Consider the following 19,320-nt stretch of genomic DNA (forward strand, 5'->3'; position numbering starts at 1 on the left):
CTCACACCTACGCCATTACACCCGCGCGCAGAACACATCCAGCGCATCGAGCTTCACGGCACCCGCTTCCAGCTTCGACACAAACCCCGGAAGATCGACCGGCATCACGTCGCCCATCCGCTTGGGCAGCACGAAGTTTTGCGGCTCGCGGGTCAGGTTGAACACGAACAGCAGCTTCTCACCGCCCTTTTCGCGGACGAAGGCGAGCAGGTCCTGGTTGGTCTCGATAAACGTCATGTCGCCGTCGATCAGCGCATGGTGGTTTTTGCGGAAGGCGAAGGTTTCGCGGTAGTGCTGCAGCACCGAATCCGGCATTGCCTCCTGCGCATCCACCGAACGGCTGGCGTGATCGGCCGGAATGGGCAGCCAGGTCTTGGCGCCCTCGCTGAAGCCCGCATGGGCCTCGCCCGCTTCCCACACCATCGGCGTGCGGCATCCGTCGCGGCCCTTGAAGGCCGGCCAGAAGCGGATTCCGTAGGGGTCGCGCAGATCCTCGTAGGTCAGTTCCGCTTCGCTCAGGCCCAGCTCCTCGCCCTGGTAGAGGCAGATCGAACCGCGCAAGACAGAGATCAGCGTTGCCGACAGTTTGGCGACGCGGTCCTGCTCGGACGGATCGTCGGTAAAGCGGGTCACGTGACGCACCACGTCGTGGTTGGAAAACGCCCAGCACACCCAGCCGTTCACCACCGTATCGAGCACGGTCTGCATCACCTTGCGGATATAGGCGGCAGAAAACGCCGGGCCCAGCAGGTCGAACGTGTAGCACATGTGCAGCTTGTCGTCGCCGGTCGTATAGAGCGCGAGCGTGTTCAGCGAACGCGGCCCGTCGCCCACTTCGCCCACCGAGGCGCGGTTGTCGTAGCTGTCGAGCAGCGCCCGCAGCCGCTTCAGAAAGCCGATATTTTCCGGCTGCGTCTTGTCGTAGAGATGGTTCTGCATCGAATACGGATTGGTATCCGTCTCCATGCCGGCGCCGTCGGTGTCGTAGACCATCGGCGGGTTGCTGCGCAGTTGCTTGTCGTGGAAATAGTAGTTGACGGTATCGAGCCTGAAGCCGTCGACGCCGCGGTCGAGCCAGAAGCGCACCGTATCCAGCATCGCGTCCTGCACATCGGGATTGTGGAAGTTGAGGTCCGGCTGCGAGATCAGGAAGTTGTGCATGTAGTACTGCTTGCGCACACCGTCCCATTCCCAGCCCGGTCCGCCGAAGATCGACAGCCAGTTGGTCGGAGCCGTGCCGTCGGGCTTGGGGTCGGCCCAGACATACCAGTCGGCCTTGGGATTGGTGCGGCTGGAGCGGCTTTCGATAAACCACGGATGCCGGTCGGATGTATGCGAAATGACCTGGTCGATGATCACCTTGAGGCCGAGGCGATGGGCCTCTGTCATCATCTCGTCGAAATCGGCAAGCGTGCCGAACATTGGGTCGACATTGCAGTAATCGGAAACGTCATAGCCCATGTCGGCCATCGGCGAGGTGAAAAACGGCGACAGCCAGATCGCATCGACGCCGAGCGAAGCTACATGCGGCAGGCGCTGGGTAATCCCCTTGATATCGCCCAGTCCGTCGCCGGTCGTGTCCTGGAAGGACCGCGGATAGATCTGGTAGATCACCGCACCGCGCCACCAGTTGCCGTCAACCTTGCGAGTGGTGTCCCTCGTGGTCTCCAATACCATTCCACAATGCTCCTTCTTGAAAATCGCTCATCCCGACCTTGGTCCCAAACTAGAGCCATGCCACCAAAAGACAACGCGGAAACGAAGCGCGACACGCTCTTGTCATGGCGGACGCTTCAGCTTATTCGAGCGTCAAACCCATGGGAGGGATGACAATTGGGCGGAAAGCTTCTTTCGATCGGCGAATGCATGGTGGAACTGTCGCAGGCGGGTGAAGGCCTGCTGCGCAAGGGCTTCGCCGGCGATACGTTCAACACGGCCTGGTATGTCCGCGCCTGCCTCTCCAAAGACTGGTCGGTGGACTATCTGACCGCAGTCGGCGACGATCCGATGTCGTCGGATATGCTTGGGATGATGGAGAAAGCCGGCATCGGCACCAGCCTCATCCGCCGCATCCCCGGCAAGACGCCCGGCCTCTACTTGATCACCCTCAAGGATGGCGAGCGCACCTTCAGCTACTGGCGCGACAGCGCCGCCGCAAGAAAGCTCGCAGACGACGCCGATCATCTACGCTCGGCCATCGAGACCGCCGACATCATCTACTTCTCCGGCATCACGCTCGGCATTCTGGCGCCTGAAGCCGTCGAGACGCTTCTGTCGGAACTGCGCCGCGCCAAGGCCGCCGGCAAGACGGTCGCCTTCGATCCGAACCTTCGCCCGCGCCTGTGGGTGAGCCGGGACATCATGCTGAAGACGATCGAGGATGGCGCAAGAGCCGCCACCATCGTTCTCCCAAGCTTCGACGATGAAGCGACCTATTTCGGCGATGCCACGGTGGCCAATACGATCGCCCGCTACCATGGTCTCGGCGTCACGGATGTCGTGGTCAAGAACGGCGCAGAAGGCGCAACCTTCAGCCTGTCGGGCGTGACCGGTCATGCACCGGCCGTCACCACCGGCAAGGTGGTCGACACGACCAGCGCCGGCGACAGTTTCAACGCCGGCTTCCTGTCGAAGTACTTAAGCGGCGCCGCACCGCACGAAGCCGCAGCCTACGGCGCCGCAGTCGCCGCCACCGTCATCGGCCATCACGGCGCGCTGATCAGTCCGGAGCTTCTGCCCGGCTGAACCACCGCGACCGGATGTGTCGGCTTGAGCTGGCAGATCCCTTTCGGCTCGCCCACCTTCACGCCAGCCTCGCAACCGTGTTGCGCGGCATCCGTCAGCGCGTCGTAGAGATCGAGCGTCTTACCGAGATGGATCGACCCCAGATGCGAAAAATGCTCGTCGTCGAGGAACAGCGAAACGCCGTCATCCACAACCCGGCAGCTTTTTTCGTCGCAGAGATAATCTTCGAGCGACACGACCGGGAACCGCTTCGAAACGTCCGCCATCAGCCGCTCCACGAGGGCATCATGGGCGCGCTGTTCGTCCCGCTCCATCATGCAGGGCGTGTCTGCAACATCCAGCATGGCGCTTCGCACGACACAGCGGCCGATATCGCGACCATCGCGCGGCGGCGGCGCCATGAACACCGGCCGCAGACCGATCGAGCGCAGCCAGTCGGCAGTCGCCTCGACCTCGGCAAGCATCCGGCCGTAATCCGTCCGCATCGCCTGGCCTTGCGCCGTCATCACCCGGCGGTCAGATCTGAGATAGGTCAGGTACTGCGATCCGAGCACGACGGTGCGCAGCGAGGGCGTCTTTGCAAGATAGGCCTTTACCGCCTCGTTGTGACGAATGCAGTCGAGCGGCCATGACGCGGAATCGTTGAGCGGAATGGGCGCGATGCCGGTTGGAAACGCGCAGCTGTTCTTGTGAAGCTGCACCAGTCCCTCGCCCTGATCGGACGGCGTATCGTGCATGGACGCCGCCAGCCCGTCGACCAGATGCATCGCCAGCGAATCGCCCCAGACCGCCATTTCCGGGCCCTGACCGATCGTGCAGACATCCGGCCGCACTTCGCCGTTGCAGATCTTGCCGATGCCGAGGCTCGGCTCCCCCATGGCTGTGAGCACGGGATCGCGGCCCGGAAAGCCCTGCGCGTTGGTGGTCACGATGCCGAGCACCACCAGCACCGCCGCTAAGGACCCGCTGAGGGAAAACACCAAGCGACGGCCGACCTGCGGCTTCCGGAACGGCTGTTCCACCAGAAAATAGCTTGCGATTGCCAGCGCAAACACGAGCGCCACCAGCAGCCCGTAGGACCAGCCCGGCAGCATATCCATCGAGCGCAGACGGGCAAAGGCGAACACCGGCTGATGCCAGAGATAGAGGCTGTAGCTGATCAGCCCGATCGCCACCAGCGGCCGAAGCGAAAGCAGCCGTCCGGCAAGATTGCCCGGACCGGCAAAGGCGATCACCAGAAGCGTGCCGACGACCGGCGCCAGCGTCACCGGTCCCGGCCATTTCAGCTCGGATGTCAGGAACAGGCAACTGCCGACGATCAGGATAAGGCCAGCAAGCCCCAGGGCCGATCGGGTCCGCTCAGAGTAACGGGTCGGTATGCCGCCGGTCGCCAAAAGCGCGCCTGCGGCAAGTTCCCAGAAACGGGTAAAGGGGAGATAGAAATTCGCGACCGGATCGACCCTTGAAACCGGCCATGCCAGAAACAGGCTGATCAGCGCCAAAACCGCCACGATGCGGAAGATCACCTGCCGCGTCTGCTTGCGCACCATCCACAGAAGCACCGGAAACACCAGATAGAACTGCTCTTCCACCGATAGCGACCACGTATGCAGCAGCGGCTTCAGTTCGGTACTGGGCGAAAAATATCCCGTATTGTCCCAAAGCTCGAAGTTGGAAACCATCAGCAGCGAGTGGAACAGGTCCTTGCCGAAATCGTCCAGTTCCGATGGCAGCATCCACAGTGCCGCAAAGGGCAGACAGGCAATGCACACCACAAGCAGCGCCGGCGCGATGCGCCGCACCCGCCGCTCGTAGAAATTGACGATGCTGAAACGGTCTCTCGCCAGGTCGTTGAGAATGATCGCGGTGATCAGGTAGCCGCTGATGACGAAGAACACGTCGACGCCGACAAAGCCACCCGGCATTAACCCGAGACCGGTGTGGAAGAGGATGACGGGAACGACGGCGATCGCGCGCAGCCCATCGATTTCTGGTCTGTACTGCATGCCGGGGCTCTACCAATCCCGGCCGCGGAAGTCCATTGCTGAGGGATGCTGCGAGCAGCGTTCGGCTTTGACAATCAAACGTTGAGAGCGCGTCTTCATCGCCCTGTTACAATATTTTCCGATGAAGGAACGGAAAACATGGTCGGCAGCCGCGAGTCGGTTCCGGCATGGCAACGGGGCCGGGTCAAACCATGACAAGGATTACCATTGTAACCGACGCCTGGTATCCGCAGGTCAATGGCGTCGTACGTTCGATCGAAAATACCAACCGCGAACTGGCAGGCATGGGCATCAATGTCTCGATGGTGACGCCCTTGGATTTCTCGAGCATCCCCTGCCCGACCTATCCGGAAATCCGCCTTTCGGTCGCAAGCTTCCGCAGCGTTGCCGCGGCCATCGAAGGAACTCAGCCATCCGCCGTGCATATTGCAACGGAAGGACCGCTCGGACTTGCTGCCCGCCGCTGGTGCCTGAAGAACGGCATGCCGTTCTCCACCAGTTATCACACGCGTTTTCCGGAATATGTGGCCGCCCGCTTTCCGGTGCCGATCCGGCTGCTCAACGGCTTCGTCCGCTGGTTCCACAATGCCGGCAACGGCTGCATGGTGGCAACCGCGAGCCTTGAGCGGGAACTGCACAAGCTCGGCGTGAAAAATCTTCTGCGCTGGAGCCGCGGCATCGACCAGACGGTGTTTCACCCGGTGGCACTCGAGGCAAAGCCCTTCGACCTGCCGCGCCCGATCTTCATGACGGTCGGCCGAGTAGCCGTGGAGAAAAACCTGCCCGCCTTTCTCGATCTCGATCTGCCGGGCTCCAAGGTCGTGATCGGCGACGGCCCCGCCCGCGCCGACCTTCAACGGCGCTACCCACATGTGCTTTTCACGGGAATGAAAACGGGAGAAGACCTGGCACGCGCCTACGCCCAGGCCGACGTGTTCGTCTTCCCGTCCAGAACCGATACGTTCGGCAACACCATTCTCGAGGCGCTGGCAAGCGGCGTCCCGGTCGCGGCCTATCCGGTCATGGGTCCGATCGACATCATCGAACAGGGCTCAGGCGCCGGTGCCCTCAACGAAGACCTGCGGCTTGCCTGCCTGGAAGCACTGACGTGTCGGCGCGAGGACGCAAGTCGCCTTGCCCGCCGCTACACCTGGGAAGCGGCCTCGAAACAGTTTCTCGGCAACGTGCTCAAGGTACAGGGCGTCAAGGCACTGACTGCGCGATAACGGATATTGCTGCTATGCCGGGGTTCGATGCGCTAGCCTGCGTGTCGAACCGGCACGTCCCGCTGATGCCTATCCGCGCCAGATGAAATAGCCGATACCACCAGCACCAAGACCCACGGCAGTCAGCAGACCGAGTACGATCATGAAAAACCTCCCAAAAGGCCGCCCAACGCCCTCCACAGCACCGGGTCGACAAGAAGGAGTGGATCATAAAGACGAACCGAATGCAAGCAGAGCGCGAAACGCCTGAGCGGTCGCTGCGTTCAGCCCGCGTTCCGGCTTATATTTCAACCATTTGGCGAAATCGCTCGTGCTGCTGATGATCGACGTTCTGCGGTAAACGCGATCACCGAGCAGGTTTATCGCTTCTTGCGGCGGTTTTCGAACGGGTTCTCGCCCGCCTTGAAGTGAATGCGGATCGGCACGCCCGGGATCTGGAAATCGGCGCGCAGGCCGTTGGTCAGATAGCGGATGTAGCTTTCCGGCAGGGCATCGGGACGCGTGCAGGAAATCATGAAGGCCGGCGGGCGGGCCTTGACCTGCGTCATGTATTTGAGCTTCAGGCGACGGCCCGAAACGGCCGGTGGCGGATGCTGAACCTGCGTGCCTTCCAGCCAGCGATTGAGCTTGGCCGTCGAGATGCGCTTGTTCCACACCATGTCGGTGTCGATGATGCTCTGCATCAGCTTGTCGAGCGAATAACCGGTCTGGCCGGAAATCGGCACGGCGCGGATGCCGCGCGCCTGCGGCAGCAGCCGCTCGGTCTTTTCGCGCAGCTCGGCCAGCACCGCCTGCGGCTCTTCGACAAGATCCCACTTGTTGAAGGCGAGCACGGCGGCGCGTCCTTCGCGCAGCACCAGATCGACCAGCTGCAGGTCCTGCTTCTCGAACGGGATGGTCGCGTCGAACACAATCACGACCGTCTCGGCAAAGCGGATCGACCGCAGCGCGTCGGCGACGGACAGTTTTTCGAGCTTCTCCTGGACGCGGGCCTTTTTGCGCATGCCGGCCGTGTCGAACATCTTGATCGTGCGGCCACGCCACTCCCAGTCGACGGAAATGCTGTCGCGGGTGATGCCGGCTTCCGGCCCGGTCAGCAGCCGATCCTCGCCGAGGAAGCGGTTGATCAGCGTCGACTTGCCGGCATTCGGACGGCCGATAATGGCAACCCGCAGCGGCTTGGTATCGTCATAGGCCGGCTCGAACTCGTCGTCGGCCTCTTCGCCCAGCACGCTGTCGCGCACGTCGATATCCGTCTCGGCCTCGTCGTCGTCGCCTTCCGGAAACGCCCGGTCTTCGCCGATCGCCTCGACGATCGCGTCGCGCAGGTCGATCATGCCCTGGCCGTGTTCGGCAGAAATCGGCACCGGCTCGCCGAGACCCAGCGTATAGGCATCGTAGAAGCCACCGTCGGAACCCTTGGCTTCGGATTTGTTGGCCACCAGCACGACCGGCTTGCCGCTGCGGCGCAACAGTTCGCCGAACGTCTTGTCGAGCGGTGTCAGACCGAATTTCGCATCGACCACGAACAGCGTCAGGTCGGCATCCTCGATGGCGAGCTCGGTCTGGGCCCGCATGCGGCCCTCGAGCGTATCGGGACCGACCTCTTCGAGACCGGCCGTATCGATGATGATGAACCGGAGGTCGATCAGCTTGGCATCGCCCGGGCGGCGGTCACGGGTAACGCCCGGCGTATCGTCGACGAGCGCGAGCTTCTTGCCGACCAGCCGGTTGAAGAGCGTGGACTTGCCGACATTCGGGCGTCCTACGATGGCGACGGTGAAGCTCATAGTCGTTCCTTGCTGCCCTGTGGCGAAAAATCAGGGCGCCTTGCCGGATGCGGCGATGTTGTCGAGCATGATCTGGGCGCGGTTGGCAACGTTGCGCGGCGCACTGGCATCCTCGGCGATCCGCTGGAACCAGGTCTTGGCTTCCGCCATGTTGCCGGCCTTGTAGGCGGCAAGACCCAGTGCTTCGCGGGCGGAATTGGCAAGCGTCTGGCCCTGGTTGGCCATGGCCTGCGCCTGTGCAGACACCTGATCGTAGGTGCCGGCATCGATCAGCAGCCATGCGGCACGCAGTTTTGCGAGATCGCGGATCGCGGCCGGCGCTGAAGTGTCGCCGCCGATCGCGGTAAAGGTGGAGATGGCAGCACCGGTATCGCCCTTGGCGGCCTGAACCGAGCCGGCGCGCATCTTGGCGAGAACCGGATATGCGCCGGAGCCATCCTTTTCGATCGCAGACAGCGCTGCCAGCGCTTCGTCGTTCTTGCCTTTCGAGGCCAGATCGAGCGCCGCGATGAACCGGTCACCCGACTGCGACGAACCGTGGTTTTCCCAGTATTCGTACCCGCGCCAGCCGGCCGTGCCGAGGACGACAAGAACGGCAACGCCGATCAGGATACGGCTATAGCGCTTCCACACATACTGCAACTGGTCGGAACGAAGTTCTTCGTTGACCTCACGGAAAAAGCTGTCGTCGTTCTGCGCCATGATCACTCCGGCCTTGCTGGGGCCCCATCCATCTAAAGAGCGCCTAATAGCTTATTTTGCTAAGGATGTAAGGCCCCTCACGCAATTCTCAAACAAGCTTGTTGATGCAAGGAGCCTTGGTCCCTTCTATCATATCCCAATTCAAAGCTTCGCCTTAATCCGGGCGCAGGGAAATTCGCCTCGATTCTCCCCTTTGGACACAGTACCGGGTTGCCATGCGTTTGCTCTTTTCCTCCATCGCCCTTTGCCTCTGCCTCGCCTCCCCGGCGTTGAGCGCAGACGAGCGGCCGAAACAGTTGCTGATCGTCTCCTTCGATGGCGCCGGTCCCAACCACCTTTGGCAGCGCAGCCGCGATTTTGCGAGGGCCAACAACGCCCACTTCACCTACTTCCTGTCATGCACCCTGCTGATCCCGCGCGCCGAGCGGTCGACCTATCAGGGACCGGGCCACAAGCCCGGCCGCTCCAATATCGGCTTTGCCCAGACGAAAGACGAAGCGCGAGAACGGCTTTCCCATATCTGGCAGGCGCATCAGGAAGGCCACGACATTTCCAGCCACACCTGCGGCCACTTCGACGGCAAGGACTGGTCCGCGGCAGACTGGAGCGCCGAGATGACGACCTTCTCGCGCGTGCTCGGCAATGCCTGGACGGCGGTCGGTGCTGGCGAAAGCGAACCCGACGGCTGGAAGGATTTCGTGGCGAACGACATCCATGGTTTTCGGGCGCCCTATTTCTCCACCAGCGCCGGCATGACTGCCGCCGAGAAAAAAGCGGGCTTTACCTATGATGCAAGCCTTGTCACCAAGGGGCCGATGATGCCGGAAGAGGAGGACGGGCTGATCCGCTTCGGCCTGCCGCTCATTCCCGAAGGCCCGTCGCAGCGACCGATCATCGCCATGGACTACAACCTGTTCATCCGCCATTCCGGCGGCATCGACAATCCCAGCCAGTCGTCCACGTTCGAGGACCGCGCCTATTCCGCGTTCCGCGCCGCCTTCGACCGCGAATACGACGGTGACCGCATTCCTGTTCAGCTCGGCTTTCACTTCGTCGAGATGAACGGCGGTGCCTATTGGCGGGCGATGGAACGGCTGGTCTCGGAAGTCTGCAATAGGGACGATGTCGCCTGCGTCAGCTACAAGCAGGCCATCCCCATGATCGCAGAACGTCGCAAGGCCAAGGCAACGTCCGGCCTGTAGCCGTCTGCTGGACGCCGTTAACCGCGGGCGACGATTCGATTTTCGCAATGCAGCATAGTTCGGTATGACACCCTGATGACAAACCGCCTTCTCGCAAATCCGGCCAGAACCCTGGCCTGGCTGGCGCTCGCCGCAATCGTCTTCGTGACGATCTCGCCGATCGACCTGCGGCCGCACGACCTCCTGCCCGTCGATGTCGACCGGGCGGCGGCCTTCGCCGTGATGGCCTTCCTCTTCGTCGTCGCCTATCCGCGCCAGTGGATTTTTTGCGCAGTTCTGCTCTTGATCGGGGCTGGCGGCATCGAGCTGCTGCAGCTCCTGTCGCCCTCGCGCCATGCCCATATGGATGACGCATTGGTCAAGGCCGCAGGCGCCGCCGTCGGCTGCCTTGCCGGCTGGACGCTGAACCAGATGCGGTTCCGCCGCAAAGCTGTCGCCTAAAGGCGTCCGAAAAATCCGCTAATGCACGTTATCTCCGTTCGAAATCAACGGATTATCATTTTTCTGAAAACTGCTCTTCCTCACGCTGTCCGGCCGCGGGATAATGATTGCGTCATCGGGCGGGAAACCGGGTTCGCGAACCGGCATCACCAAAAGGTTCGAAAGAACAGGTTCCGATGATGGCCGTGAGGGTTTTCGGCATCCCGAAAATCATCGGAAACGGCCCGGGCAGGCGGAAAGCCTGAACTCCAAAATACCCTTATTGCGCCGCCTGCCCTTCCCCTGAACGAGAAACCGCGCCGGACTAGGCACCCGGCGCGGCCAAAACTGCTGTCTGTTATCTGGAAACGACGATCAGGTCAGGTCGGCTTGTTCGCCGCCATCTCCCCGCCTTCGGCTTCACGCACCAGATAATTCCGGTCGATCTCCGGCAGCGGGGCATTGTAAATTACGGCCTCGAAAGCTTTGAGACGCTTATAAATCGACATCAGCTCGACGATCGTCGTCCACGAGTTGATTAAGTACTGGAAGGAACCCCTTACCTGTTCGAATACGTTTCCGATCTGGGTAAAGAGACCTAGCGTGACCTTGCCTGCTGCAATCGATGGAATGAGGACGACGAGGCCGTAGAGATTGTCGGCCTGAAGGTAGAAAATTCGCGCGACGTTGAAATAGAGGTAGTGAAAATAAAGTCGGAAATAATTCTTTCTGACATTCGCAAAGAGCTCGGCCACAGTTGCTGGCTGGGCTCTATCCTCGTTGTCCTCGCCGTAAACCAGCTCCTTGCGATATGCCGCCTCAACGCGCTGATTTCGAAACTCAAGCCCCGGAAGCTTGATGCCGACGAGAGCGAGGAGACCGGTGCCAAACAGCGACCAGAGAACTGCTGCCCAGACCAAAGCATGCGGAACCTCGCCGATGATTGGCAACTCTGTAATCGTCTCGGAGAATGTAAACAACACAGGCAAGAATGCGATGAGTGTCATGATAGCGCGAACGAAACCAACACCTAGACCTTCCACGGTCGTGGAAAACCGCATCGTGTCTTCTTGTACACGTTGCGAAGCACCTTCGATATGTCTCAGCTTCTCCCAGTTAGCCATATAAAACTGGTTCATCGCAGTCCGCCAACGGAAAATGTAATGGCTGACAAAGAAAAGGTTGAGCACGCTAACCGTGACGGCAAGAAACAAGATTCCAACAACCCCAAGAAGCCCGGTGTAGAGTTGCTCGGTAGTGACCGGCGCCGTCTTGGCCAGTGCTTGTTGAATAAGGTCGTAATAGGGCCCGTACCAGGCATTCAGAGCCACGCTCACCTGCACTGAAAAATACGTGGCGAATATGATCAATGCACTACCGAGGATCGACCACATTTGCCACGGATGTGGTTCGAACCAGAACCAAAAAGCTGCAAAAATCGCCACTGCTATGCCATAGTAAACATAAAACCAGAGGAATGGCGCAGACCAGAACAGCGCTATCCCTATTGGAGCAGGGTTTCCTTCGGGCTCAGTCAAACCGAGACTCCCGCCGAGTTGGGAACCACCCGCATACCACAGGACGACCATTATCATGGACCAGATGAATGCAGAGATGAAAAACAGTTTTGGTCGGGGAAAGAAGGAGTGGAACACGGAGCGCGCGCTTTCCTGAGTTCGATTCTAGGATGATGTCGGGGTGGACGATGTGGCCGGAAACTAAGGCAGTTCCAAGGGAGCGGCAATGGTTCCCCGCCATTGTTACATAAATGTAAGCATCAGCCCTCAGGCGTCCCGTCGAGGCACATACCGGATCAGCGGCAATGCCAGCCCGACGCACACGACAAGGGCGCCGGCTGCAATCAGCGACGGTAGCGTGAAACTGCCGCTCCGCTCCGCTATAAACCCCGCCACGAGCGGCCCGACGATCTGGCCGGTGCCGAAGGCGGCGGTCATGAAGGCAAAGGCGCGGCGCGGGCTTTGCGGCGCAAGCTGGCGGCCGAGCTGCAGCCCGTAGGCGGTAACGACCATGAATGTTGCCCCAAGCAGCAACCCGCCGAACAGCGCACCTGGAACCGCAGGCAGTATCACCGAGCCGAGCACGCCGAGCCACAGCAACGCGATGGCGGCGCAATAGGCGGCCCCGAGCCCCAGCCGCCTGACGAATGGCTGCCAGGCAAACAGCGAAACCGTGGCCGCACACCCGGTAACGAACCAGGCCAGAAACTCGACCACCGACCCGGCATTGCCCATCCGCGCAATCGCGACAAGAAAGGTGGCGGTAATCACATAACCGAAGCCGAACAGGCCATAGGACAGCGTTATCAGCACGAGCGGACGGTTCCAGACGAGCCTGGGCTCGACGGGTACCCGCGTCTCCCCGGCCGGCCGCGGCAATCCGCGCGACACCAGGAGGAAGACAAGAAACGCGATTGCCGCACCCGCAAACCAGTTGATCCGCCACCCGTGCGCCGCATCACCCGCCACCGTGTTGACGATGAAGGCAAGCGCCGAAGACAGCGCGATGCCGGCGCCCACGCCACCGTAATGCAGCATGCCGACAGTCGGACGGCCCGCCGCATGCGGCAGCACCACGGCCGAGGTGAAGATCATCGAAAACGCACTAGCAAGCCCGGCGAGAAAACGGATCACCACAAACACCGTGACCGATGTCGAAAGACCCATGGCCGCCAGAAGAACCGCTGTCGCCAGCAATCCTCCGAGCGCCACCTGCCGCTCGCGACCTGACGCCCAGCCATAGGCCGAAAGCAAGGCACCGGCCAGATAACCCGCAAAGTTACCGGCTGCAATCGTACCCGCATCGGCAGCCGAGATCGGGATGCCCGCAATCATCCCCGGCAGCACCGGTGTATAGAAGAACCGCCCGAACCCCATCGCCGCCGCCATCGCAACGCCGCCGGACACGCCGATCATAAGGGGGGTTCGAACCTGAGGCGTAGAGATCTGCAACATGCCGCCTTATCCCAGCGGCGGTTGCGCTGCACAATGCAGAAATTGTCATCGCTGCGATGACGAGCGCTGATGGGTGGTCGGGCAGCCTCAAATTCGGATCACCTGCAATCCCATTCCCGACACCACAAATCACGACTTCTGTCGCTTTGCTGACACGAATGACGGGCATTATATGAAGGTCGACAGGGGCTCCGGTGATTCGGATGTCCTGGCCGGCGTTCATTTTAGGAAATCTACGCATCGTACCCTTCGAATGCCGTTTCAGGTGTTCGGATCGATTTTGTAGGGATGATGGAGTTTATATTGATGAACCAGGATCTTACCCGTTCGGACGTGATGTCCGACCCTTTGATCTCGCAGCTGCGCGAGGCCGACCAGATCGGCAACGCGGCTTTTGCCCAGTTGCTCGAAAGCGCTGCCCGTCGCCAGACCAGCCTGATGATGGACAAGCTCAATCAGGAGCGCGCCGACGCTTTCTATCGCAGGCTGGATATCGTCTGCAGCAAACACAAGAAAAGCTGATCGGATCGACACGGCCGACTCTTCGGCCGGTCTGCTGACAGAGCTAGGATAGCCTAGTCTGCCAGCGTCAGGATCAGCGGCCCGTTGCGCGTCACCACGATCGTGTGCTCGAACTGTACGGTCGGCGCCTTGGGTTCGCTGTAGAGCGTCCACGGATCGCTCTTGTCGTCGCCGTCTTCGGCCCATTCGCCGCCGAGAGACAGGAACGGCTCGATGGTAAACACCAGCCCCTCCTCCATGATACGGCTTTCCTGCGGATCCGGCCATGTCGGCACTTCACCCGGCTCCTCGTGCAGCGAGCGGCCGATGCCGTGGCTGGAAAGATTGGTGATCAGCGTATAGCGGTTCTTCTTGGCAAACGCCCCGATCGCGTTGCCGATGCCGGCAATCGGCTTTCCCGTCTTCACCTGCTGCAACCCGGTCCACAGCGCCCGCTTGCCGTCGCGGCACAGCTTTTCGACCTCGCGCTTGACCGGCGGCACGCAGAATGACGCGCCTGTATCGCCGTAAAATCCATCCTTCAGCGCCGAAACGTCGATATTGACGAGATCGCCCGCCGCAATCGCCCGGTCGCCCGGAATGCCGTGCGCCACTTCCTCGTTGACGGAAATGCAGGTCGCGCCGGGAAACTGGTAGTCATGTTCCGGGGCCGACTGCGCGCCGTTGTCTTCCAGAAGCTTGCGGCCGATCGCATCCAGTTCACGGGTGGTGATCCCGGGTTCGAGCGCCTTGCCCATGAGATCCACCGCACGGGCGCAAAGCCTGCCGATCTCCTTGAGCTTTGCAAGCTCGTCTTCGTTCGAAATGATCATCCGTCCCGCACGTCCACTCTCTGTAAGGTCGCCGGTTTCGCGCCAACGACCCGGCCCGTCAAATGCTTTTTGGGCTCCCGATCTCTTTTCTGACGATCGGCGCCACTTTCGTGCCGTAGAGTTCAATGCCGCGCATGATCTGGTCATGCGGCATCAGGCCGATCGCCATCTGCAGCATGAAACGGCTCATGCCGAACACCGTGTGGGCAGCGATGATCTTTTCCGCCACCAGCTCCGGCTCGCCGACAAAGAGATTGCCGATCGGACCACGGGCCTGGTCGAAATGCGCCCGGTTGGTCGGCCCCCAGCCGCGCTCGCGGCCGATCCGGTCCATCACCGCGGCCTGCGGCCCGTAGAACTGCTGGGCAGCCATATCGGTCGTATCGGCAATGAACCCATGAACAGCGATGCTGGTCGGCAACGCGCCGGCATCATGCCCGGCCCGCGTCGCCGCCTCCCGGTAAAGCTTGAAGAACGGCGCAAAGCGCGGATATTCCCCGCCGATGATGGCGACCGCAAGCGGCAGGCCCATGGCGCCGGCCCGCGCCACCGATTGCGGCGTGCCGCCAACCGCGATCCACACCGGCATCTGGTTCTGCAACGGCCGCGGATAGACGCCACGGCCATTGATCGGCGCACGCTTTTCGCCCTGCCAGGTCACGATCTCGTTGTCGCGCAGCGCGAGCAGCAGATCGAGCTTTTCCGAAAACAGGTCGTCGTAATCGCCAAGGTCGTAGCCGAACAGCGGGAAGGATTCGATGAACGAGCCGCGCCCGGCCATGATCTCGGCCCGGCCGCCGGAGATCAGGTCGACGGTCGCAAACTCCTGAAACACCCGCACCGGATCTTCCGAAGACAGAACCGTCACCGCGCTCGTCAGCCGGATGTTTTTGGTGCGCACGGCCGCCGCCGCAAGCACCGTCGCCGGTGACGATATCACATAGTCGGCCCGGTGATGTTCGCCGAGCCCGAACACGTCAAGCCCCACCTGGTCGGCAAGCTCGATCTCTTCGAGAAGGTTCGTCACCCGCCGTGCCGCCTCCCCACCCTTGTTGAGCGTGGTCGGGTCGAGATCACCGAAAGTGTAAAGGCCGAGTTCCATCGTCAGAAGATATCCGGTTGCTGATGCCAGTCACATAGTCACCGGACAGACATCCCGCAAACCGGATTTTCTCGAACGGTTCGTTCGATTGAGTGGATAGGCAAAAAGGAATCCGTTTTCAGACAGTTGAAGGCAAACCCGGATTCACGTCGTCAGCCGCACCGTTGGCGGATTAAGGACACGAGCAATAGGGCCCAACAGCTTGAAAGGACTCGGTGAAACCTACATCTTCTTGGCAATCTCGGCCATCTGGTCCGCAACCACGCCCCAACCCTGCTCGAAGCCCAGGTCGCGGTGAGCGATCATGTCTTCTTCGGACCAGTGAACGGAAGTCGCCGTATAGCGTGAGCGTCCGCCGCCGATATCCTCGAACTCGATAATCCCGGTCATGAACGGCTTGGCCGACGGCACCCATCCGGCCGTATAGGCATCGGTGAACACGATCTTTTTGTTCGGCACGACTTCCAGATAGACTCCGGCATTCGGCACCGTTTCGCCTTCCGGCCCCTGCATCAGCACGAAACTCTCGCCGCCGGGACGAAGGTCGGCGCGCGCCTGCGTCACTTTCCAGGGCAGCGGGCAGAACCACTCGCCGAACCGTTCCGGCGTCGTCCAGACCTTGTAGAGTTTCTCGGCCGGCACATCGAACTCGCGGACGATCTGAAGTGCATATGCGGCGTGTGTCATCCGTCTCTCTCCCGTGCGTGTTCAACGTGCTGAGGGCATGAGCCTACAACGAATGCGTCGCAAGGGAAGCGCGAATACGAGGTTTTCGGATCTATCGCAGATAGTGGATATGCGGCCGTCCGTGATGCGACGAGGTTTCCACCCGCGCATCGACCGAAAACACATCGCGCAGCAGCTCCTGCGTGATGATCTCCTCCGGTGTCCCTGATGCAACGATCCTGCCCTGCTGCAGGATGATCAGGCTGTCGCAGAACATCGCCGCATGGTTGAGGTCGTGCAGCGCGATCACGCTTGTCACCGGCAGACCGGCAACCAGCCGCATGAGGCTGATCTGATGCTGGACGTCGAGATGGTTGGTCGGCTCGTCGAGGATCAGTTCCTTTGGCGATTGCGCCAGCGCCCGTGCGATATGCACACGCTGCCGCTCGCCGCCCGACAGGCTCTGCCAGCGATCGTTTCGCTTTTCCACCATGCCGGAGCGTTCCAGCGCCTCACTCACCGCCTCGTCGTCGGCGATCGACCAGCCCGAAAACATCGACCGGTGCGGAAACCGCCCGAGCTTGACCACGTCGATGACCCGCAGGCTGGAATTGGTCGTCGCATGCTGCTCCACGAACGCCACCCTTTGGGCGATAGACCGACGGCCGATCGTGCCGATATCGCGGCCATCGAGCGTCACTTTGCCCGAATGCGGCGTCTTCAGTCCGGCGATCAGGCGCAAAAGCGAGGTCTTGCCCGATCCGTTCGGCCCGAGAAGCCCGACCATCTTGCCAGGTTCGGCCGCGAAGGACACGCCGTCGAGAATGGTCTTGCGGCCGATCTTCCAGCTGAGATTTTCCGCTCTGATACTCATGACGACTTCTGGAACCGGTAGAGAATGACGGAGAAGAACGGCACGCCGACCAAAGCCGTGACGACGCCGATCGGCAGAACCTGCTGCGGGATCAGCGCCCGCGAGGCGATATCGGCCAGCACCATGAAGATTGCACCGACGATGGCGCAGGCCGGCAGCAGCCGGATATGCAAAGGCCCGACGATGAACCTCGCCGCATGCGGCACGACGAGACCGACAAAGCCGATCGTTCCAACCATCGAGACGATCGTCGCCGTCATGATCGCCGTCAGCGCAAACAGCACGATGCGGGCCCGACCGACATTGACGCCGAGCGAGGCGGCCGCCTCGTCTCCGAAGGCAAACGCGTCGAGCACCCGCGCATAGAACAGGCAGACGATCAGGCACACGCCGACGATGACCGAGACGAGCATGAATTCCGGCCAGCGCACGCCGCCGAAACTGCCGAGCAGCCAGAACATCACGTCACGCGCCTGCTGCGCATTGCCGGATGTGGTAACGATATAGGAGGTTGCCGCGTTGAACAGCTGCGATGCCGCTACGCCCGCAAGAATGGTGCGATCCGCCCCGCCACGCGCGCCGTTCGACAGCAACGCTACGAAAAAGAACGCCGCGAACGCGCCGGCAAAGGCACCGGCCGAAAGCGACACCGTTCCGGCACCGAGGCCGAGAATGACGATTGCCACAGCCCCGGTGGAGGCACCGGCGGAAATGCCGAGCACATAGGGTTCAGCCAAGGGATTGCGCAGCAGCGACTGCATGATGGCGCCAGACAGCGCGAGACCCGCGCCGCAGAAGGATGCGACCAGCGCCCGGCTGAGGCGGTAGTCCCAGATGACCGTCTCGTGGATGCGGTTGAGCGCGATCGCCGTCCAGCCCAGCCGGTTGGTGATCGCGGCATAGGTCGTCGAAAGCGGGATCGGCAGGTCGCCGATCCCGACGCTCACTCCGACCACGAGACCGATGGCGGCGAGCGACGCCAGCAGCAGGCCGAACAGGACGGCAAGCTGCCGCCCGTTCTGCCGGCCCGTATGCCGGCTTTGCTGCGGGATCGGTCGCTGCGTTTCGCTCACTTCAGGAGACCAAGCGCCTTGAGCTGCGAGGCCACCTGTTCGGCGCCGTAGATCGTGCGGATGGTCGGGTTCATCGCCTGACCGTCCATCACCACCATCGCCTTGTTCTTCACCGCCGTGATCTGGCTGACGGCCGGATCGGTGGTCAGGAACTTGATCTTGGCGTCCGGCTTGTCCAGCTCCCAACGGTTGCGGTCGAGATTGGCGACCACGATCACATCGGGATTGGCAGCGATGATGCTTTCCCATCCAAGCGTCGGCCATTCGGCTTCCGCCGTCACGGCATTCTTGCCGCCCAAGAGATCGGCGATAAAGCCGGAGGCCGCGTTCTTGCCGCCGAGATAGGCATCGGCGGTCGGCGACTGGCTGGAGAACCAGAACAGGTAGGAGAGTGTCTTGCCGTCCTTGGCAACGCTCGAACGAAGGGCTGCCTCACGCGCCTTGAAATCGGCGATGACCGCTTCGCCACGCTCGGAAACGTCGAAGATCTGCGAAAGCTCGGCGATCTCCTTATAGAGCAGGTCCATATTCCAAAGCTGGTCGCGGCTGCCGTATTCGTTCTTCACCTTTTCGGTGGAAAGGCAGGTGCTGGGCGAGATATAGGTGGGGACGCCGACTTTCTCGAAATCCTCGCGCTTGGCAACCTTGCTGGTCGGGCCGATCAGGCTCGGCAGCGCGGCGGCGGCAAAATCCGGGTTCTGCGCCAGAATGCTCTCGAATGTCGGGAATTCGACAGTCAGCAGCTTCACCTTGGCATTGGCTTCTTCCAGTTGCGGCAGAACCTTGCTCGGCCAGAAAGCGGTTCCGACCATCCTGTCCTCGAGCCCGAGCATCAGCAGGATTTCCGCGCTGTTCTGGCCAAGTCCGACGGCCCGTTCCGGGGCCTTATGGAAGGTGACGGAAGCGCCGCAATTGTCGATCGTCAGCGGGTACTGGGTTGCCGCCTCGGCAAGATCGGCAGTCGCGAGACCAAGAGCGGCGCAAAGGCCGGAGACGGCCAGAAGAGACTTAATCGCTGTCACGAGAGTGGTTCCCTATTGAAGGACGATGGGCGCACGCGCCCTATATCCACGCCGCCGGATCAAAACAAGATGAATTCAATCATCTTTTGAAGAACAGCCGCCGCGTCACGCTGTCCTACCGACAAAATGCCGCAACGGGGGCTTGTCGGTCTATGATAAATCCCTTAGAGACCGCCGCGGGAGGAG

At 61.4% G+C, this 19,320-nt stretch carries 17 protein-coding genes; 5 read left to right on the top strand and 12 right to left on the bottom strand.

The window, feature by feature from the left end:
- Positions 1–15: 15 nt before the first annotated feature.
- On the bottom strand, positions 16–1,677 hold the full coding sequence (locus ACQY1P_RS16555; protein ID WP_430254451.1) for an alpha-glucosidase family protein: 1,662 nt from the start codon (positions 1,675–1,677) through the stop codon (positions 16–18).
- A gap of 156 nt (positions 1,678–1,833) precedes the next feature.
- Here ACQY1P_RS16555 and ACQY1P_RS16560 point away from each other — a divergent pair, with 156 nt between their 5' ends.
- On the top strand, positions 1,834–2,745 hold the full coding sequence (locus ACQY1P_RS16560) for a sugar kinase (protein WP_430254453.1): 912 nt from the start codon (positions 1,834–1,836) through the stop codon (positions 2,743–2,745).
- On the opposite strand, the gene ACQY1P_RS16565 is transcribed toward ACQY1P_RS16560, so the two are convergent.
- Entirely contained in the window at positions 2,706–4,751 is a 2,046-nt protein-coding gene (locus tag ACQY1P_RS16565; protein WP_430254455.1) for an acyltransferase family protein, read from the bottom strand. The two genes, ACQY1P_RS16560 and ACQY1P_RS16565, sit on opposite strands and share 40 nt — an antisense overlap.
- Before the next feature lie 191 nt (positions 4,752–4,942).
- On the opposite strand from ACQY1P_RS16565, the gene ACQY1P_RS16570 reads away from it, so the two are divergent.
- Entirely contained in the window at positions 4,943–5,977 is a 1,035-nt protein-coding gene (locus tag ACQY1P_RS16570) for a glycosyltransferase family 4 protein (protein WP_192086222.1), read from the top strand.
- Positions 5,978–6,336: 359 nt separating this feature from the next.
- Here ACQY1P_RS16570 and der read toward each other — a convergent pair whose 3' ends face one another.
- A complete protein-coding gene (gene der, locus ACQY1P_RS16575; RefSeq protein ID WP_062455575.1) occupies positions 6,337–7,767 on the bottom strand; it encodes a ribosome biogenesis GTPase Der in 1,431 nt (476 codons plus the stop codon).
- 30 nt (positions 7,768–7,797) lie between these two features.
- The gene (locus ACQY1P_RS16580) at positions 7,798–8,469 is read right to left on the bottom strand and encodes a tetratricopeptide repeat protein (protein WP_062455572.1); all 672 of its coding nucleotides are present in this window, start codon (positions 8,467–8,469) and stop codon (positions 7,798–7,800) included.
- Between the two features lie 215 nt (positions 8,470–8,684).
- Between ACQY1P_RS16580 and ACQY1P_RS16585 the strand changes: the two genes are divergently transcribed.
- Positions 8,685–9,671, top strand: a complete 987-nt coding sequence (locus tag ACQY1P_RS16585) for a polysaccharide deacetylase (RefSeq protein ID WP_430254457.1) — start codon at positions 8,685–8,687, stop codon at positions 9,669–9,671.
- A 75-nt stretch (positions 9,672–9,746) separates the two neighbouring features.
- A complete protein-coding gene (locus ACQY1P_RS16590) occupies positions 9,747–10,112 on the top strand; it encodes a VanZ family protein (protein ID WP_430254459.1) in 366 nt (121 codons plus the stop codon).
- Between the two features lie 359 nt (positions 10,113–10,471).
- Here ACQY1P_RS16590 and sbmA read toward each other — a convergent pair whose 3' ends face one another.
- Positions 10,472–11,746 carry a peptide antibiotic transporter SbmA gene (gene sbmA / locus ACQY1P_RS16595; RefSeq protein WP_430254460.1) on the bottom strand — a complete coding sequence of 425 codons (1,275 nt, stop codon included), beginning with the start codon at positions 11,744–11,746 and terminating at the stop codon, positions 10,472–10,474.
- Positions 11,747–11,875: 129 nt separating this feature from the next.
- Complete coding sequence (locus ACQY1P_RS16600) at positions 11,876–13,063, bottom strand: YbfB/YjiJ family MFS transporter (RefSeq protein WP_209901446.1); 1,188 nt, start codon at positions 13,061–13,063, stop codon at positions 11,876–11,878.
- Positions 13,064–13,369: 306 nt separating this feature from the next.
- Here ACQY1P_RS16600 and ACQY1P_RS16605 point away from each other — a divergent pair, with 306 nt between their 5' ends.
- A complete protein-coding gene (locus tag ACQY1P_RS16605) occupies positions 13,370–13,585 on the top strand; it encodes a hypothetical protein (protein ID WP_062455558.1) in 216 nt (71 codons plus the stop codon).
- 53 nt (positions 13,586–13,638) lie between these two features.
- Here ACQY1P_RS16605 and map read toward each other — a convergent pair whose 3' ends face one another.
- From map to ACQY1P_RS16635, 6 genes are all read right to left on the bottom strand, one after another.
- Positions 13,639–14,397 carry a type I methionyl aminopeptidase gene (gene map, locus ACQY1P_RS16610; protein ID WP_062582832.1) on the bottom strand — a complete coding sequence of 253 codons (759 nt, stop codon included), beginning with the start codon at positions 14,395–14,397 and terminating at the stop codon, positions 13,639–13,641.
- 58 nt (positions 14,398–14,455) lie between these two features.
- Complete coding sequence (locus ACQY1P_RS16615) at positions 14,456–15,499, bottom strand: LLM class flavin-dependent oxidoreductase (RefSeq protein WP_430254463.1); 1,044 nt, start codon at positions 15,497–15,499, stop codon at positions 14,456–14,458.
- Between the two features lie 222 nt (positions 15,500–15,721).
- Positions 15,722–16,186: an SRPBCC family protein gene (locus ACQY1P_RS16620; RefSeq protein ID WP_430254465.1), complete on the bottom strand. Its 465-nt coding sequence runs from the start codon at positions 16,184–16,186 to the stop codon at positions 15,722–15,724.
- A 91-nt stretch (positions 16,187–16,277) separates the two neighbouring features.
- Entirely contained in the window at positions 16,278–17,039 is a 762-nt protein-coding gene (locus ACQY1P_RS16625) for an ABC transporter ATP-binding protein (protein WP_430254467.1), read from the bottom strand.
- Entirely contained in the window at positions 17,036–18,037 is a 1,002-nt protein-coding gene (locus ACQY1P_RS16630; RefSeq protein ID WP_245341664.1) for a FecCD family ABC transporter permease, read from the bottom strand. The genes ACQY1P_RS16625 and ACQY1P_RS16630 overlap by 4 nt, the downstream gene beginning before the upstream one ends.
- A gap of 71 nt (positions 18,038–18,108) precedes the next feature.
- Positions 18,109–19,134 carry an ABC transporter substrate-binding protein gene (locus tag ACQY1P_RS16635; RefSeq protein ID WP_113110787.1) on the bottom strand — a complete coding sequence of 342 codons (1,026 nt, stop codon included), beginning with the start codon at positions 19,132–19,134 and terminating at the stop codon, positions 18,109–18,111.
- Between the last annotated feature and the right edge of the window lie 186 nt (positions 19,135–19,320).

The sequence above is a fragment of the Neorhizobium sp. DAR64872/K0K18 genome, from assembly GCF_050500175.1.
Lineage (GTDB): Bacteria > Pseudomonadota > Alphaproteobacteria > Rhizobiales > Rhizobiaceae > Neorhizobium > Neorhizobium soli.

Bases quoted from the DNA above. Each gene is read 5' to 3' on its own strand.
- ACQY1P_RS16615 (WP_430254463.1), bottom strand. From the start codon at position 15,499: ATGGAACTCGGCCTTTACACTTTCGGTGATCTCGACCCGACCACGCTC.
- ACQY1P_RS16570 (WP_192086222.1), top strand. From the start codon at position 4,943: ATGACAAGGATTACCATTGTAACCGACGCCTGGTATCCGCAGGTCAAT.
- ACQY1P_RS16585 (WP_430254457.1), top strand. From the start codon at position 8,685: ATGCGTTTGCTCTTTTCCTCCATCGCCCTTTGCCTCTGCCTCGCCTCC.
- ACQY1P_RS16600 (WP_209901446.1), bottom strand. From the start codon at position 13,063: ATGTTGCAGATCTCTACGCCTCAGGTTCGAACCCCCCTTATGATCGGC.
- ACQY1P_RS16620 (WP_430254465.1), bottom strand. From the start codon at position 16,186: ATGACACACGCCGCATATGCACTTCAGATCGTCCGCGAGTTCGATGTG.
- ACQY1P_RS16580 (WP_062455572.1), bottom strand. From the start codon at position 8,469: ATGGCGCAGAACGACGACAGCTTTTTCCGTGAGGTCAACGAAGAACTT.
- ACQY1P_RS16625 (WP_430254467.1), bottom strand. From the start codon at position 17,039: ATGAGTATCAGAGCGGAAAATCTCAGCTGGAAGATCGGCCGCAAGACC.
- ACQY1P_RS16565 (WP_430254455.1), bottom strand. From the start codon at position 4,751: ATGCAGTACAGACCAGAAATCGATGGGCTGCGCGCGATCGCCGTCGTT.
- ACQY1P_RS16590 (WP_430254459.1), top strand. From the start codon at position 9,747: ATGACAAACCGCCTTCTCGCAAATCCGGCCAGAACCCTGGCCTGGCTG.
- ACQY1P_RS16555 (WP_430254451.1), bottom strand. From the start codon at position 1,677: ATGGTATTGGAGACCACGAGGGACACCACTCGCAAGGTTGACGGCAAC.
- der (WP_062455575.1), bottom strand. From the start codon at position 7,767: ATGAGCTTCACCGTCGCCATCGTAGGACGCCCGAATGTCGGCAAGTCC.
- map (WP_062582832.1), bottom strand. From the start codon at position 14,397: ATGATCATTTCGAACGAAGACGAGCTTGCAAAGCTCAAGGAGATCGGC.
- ACQY1P_RS16605 (WP_062455558.1), top strand. From the start codon at position 13,370: ATGAACCAGGATCTTACCCGTTCGGACGTGATGTCCGACCCTTTGATC.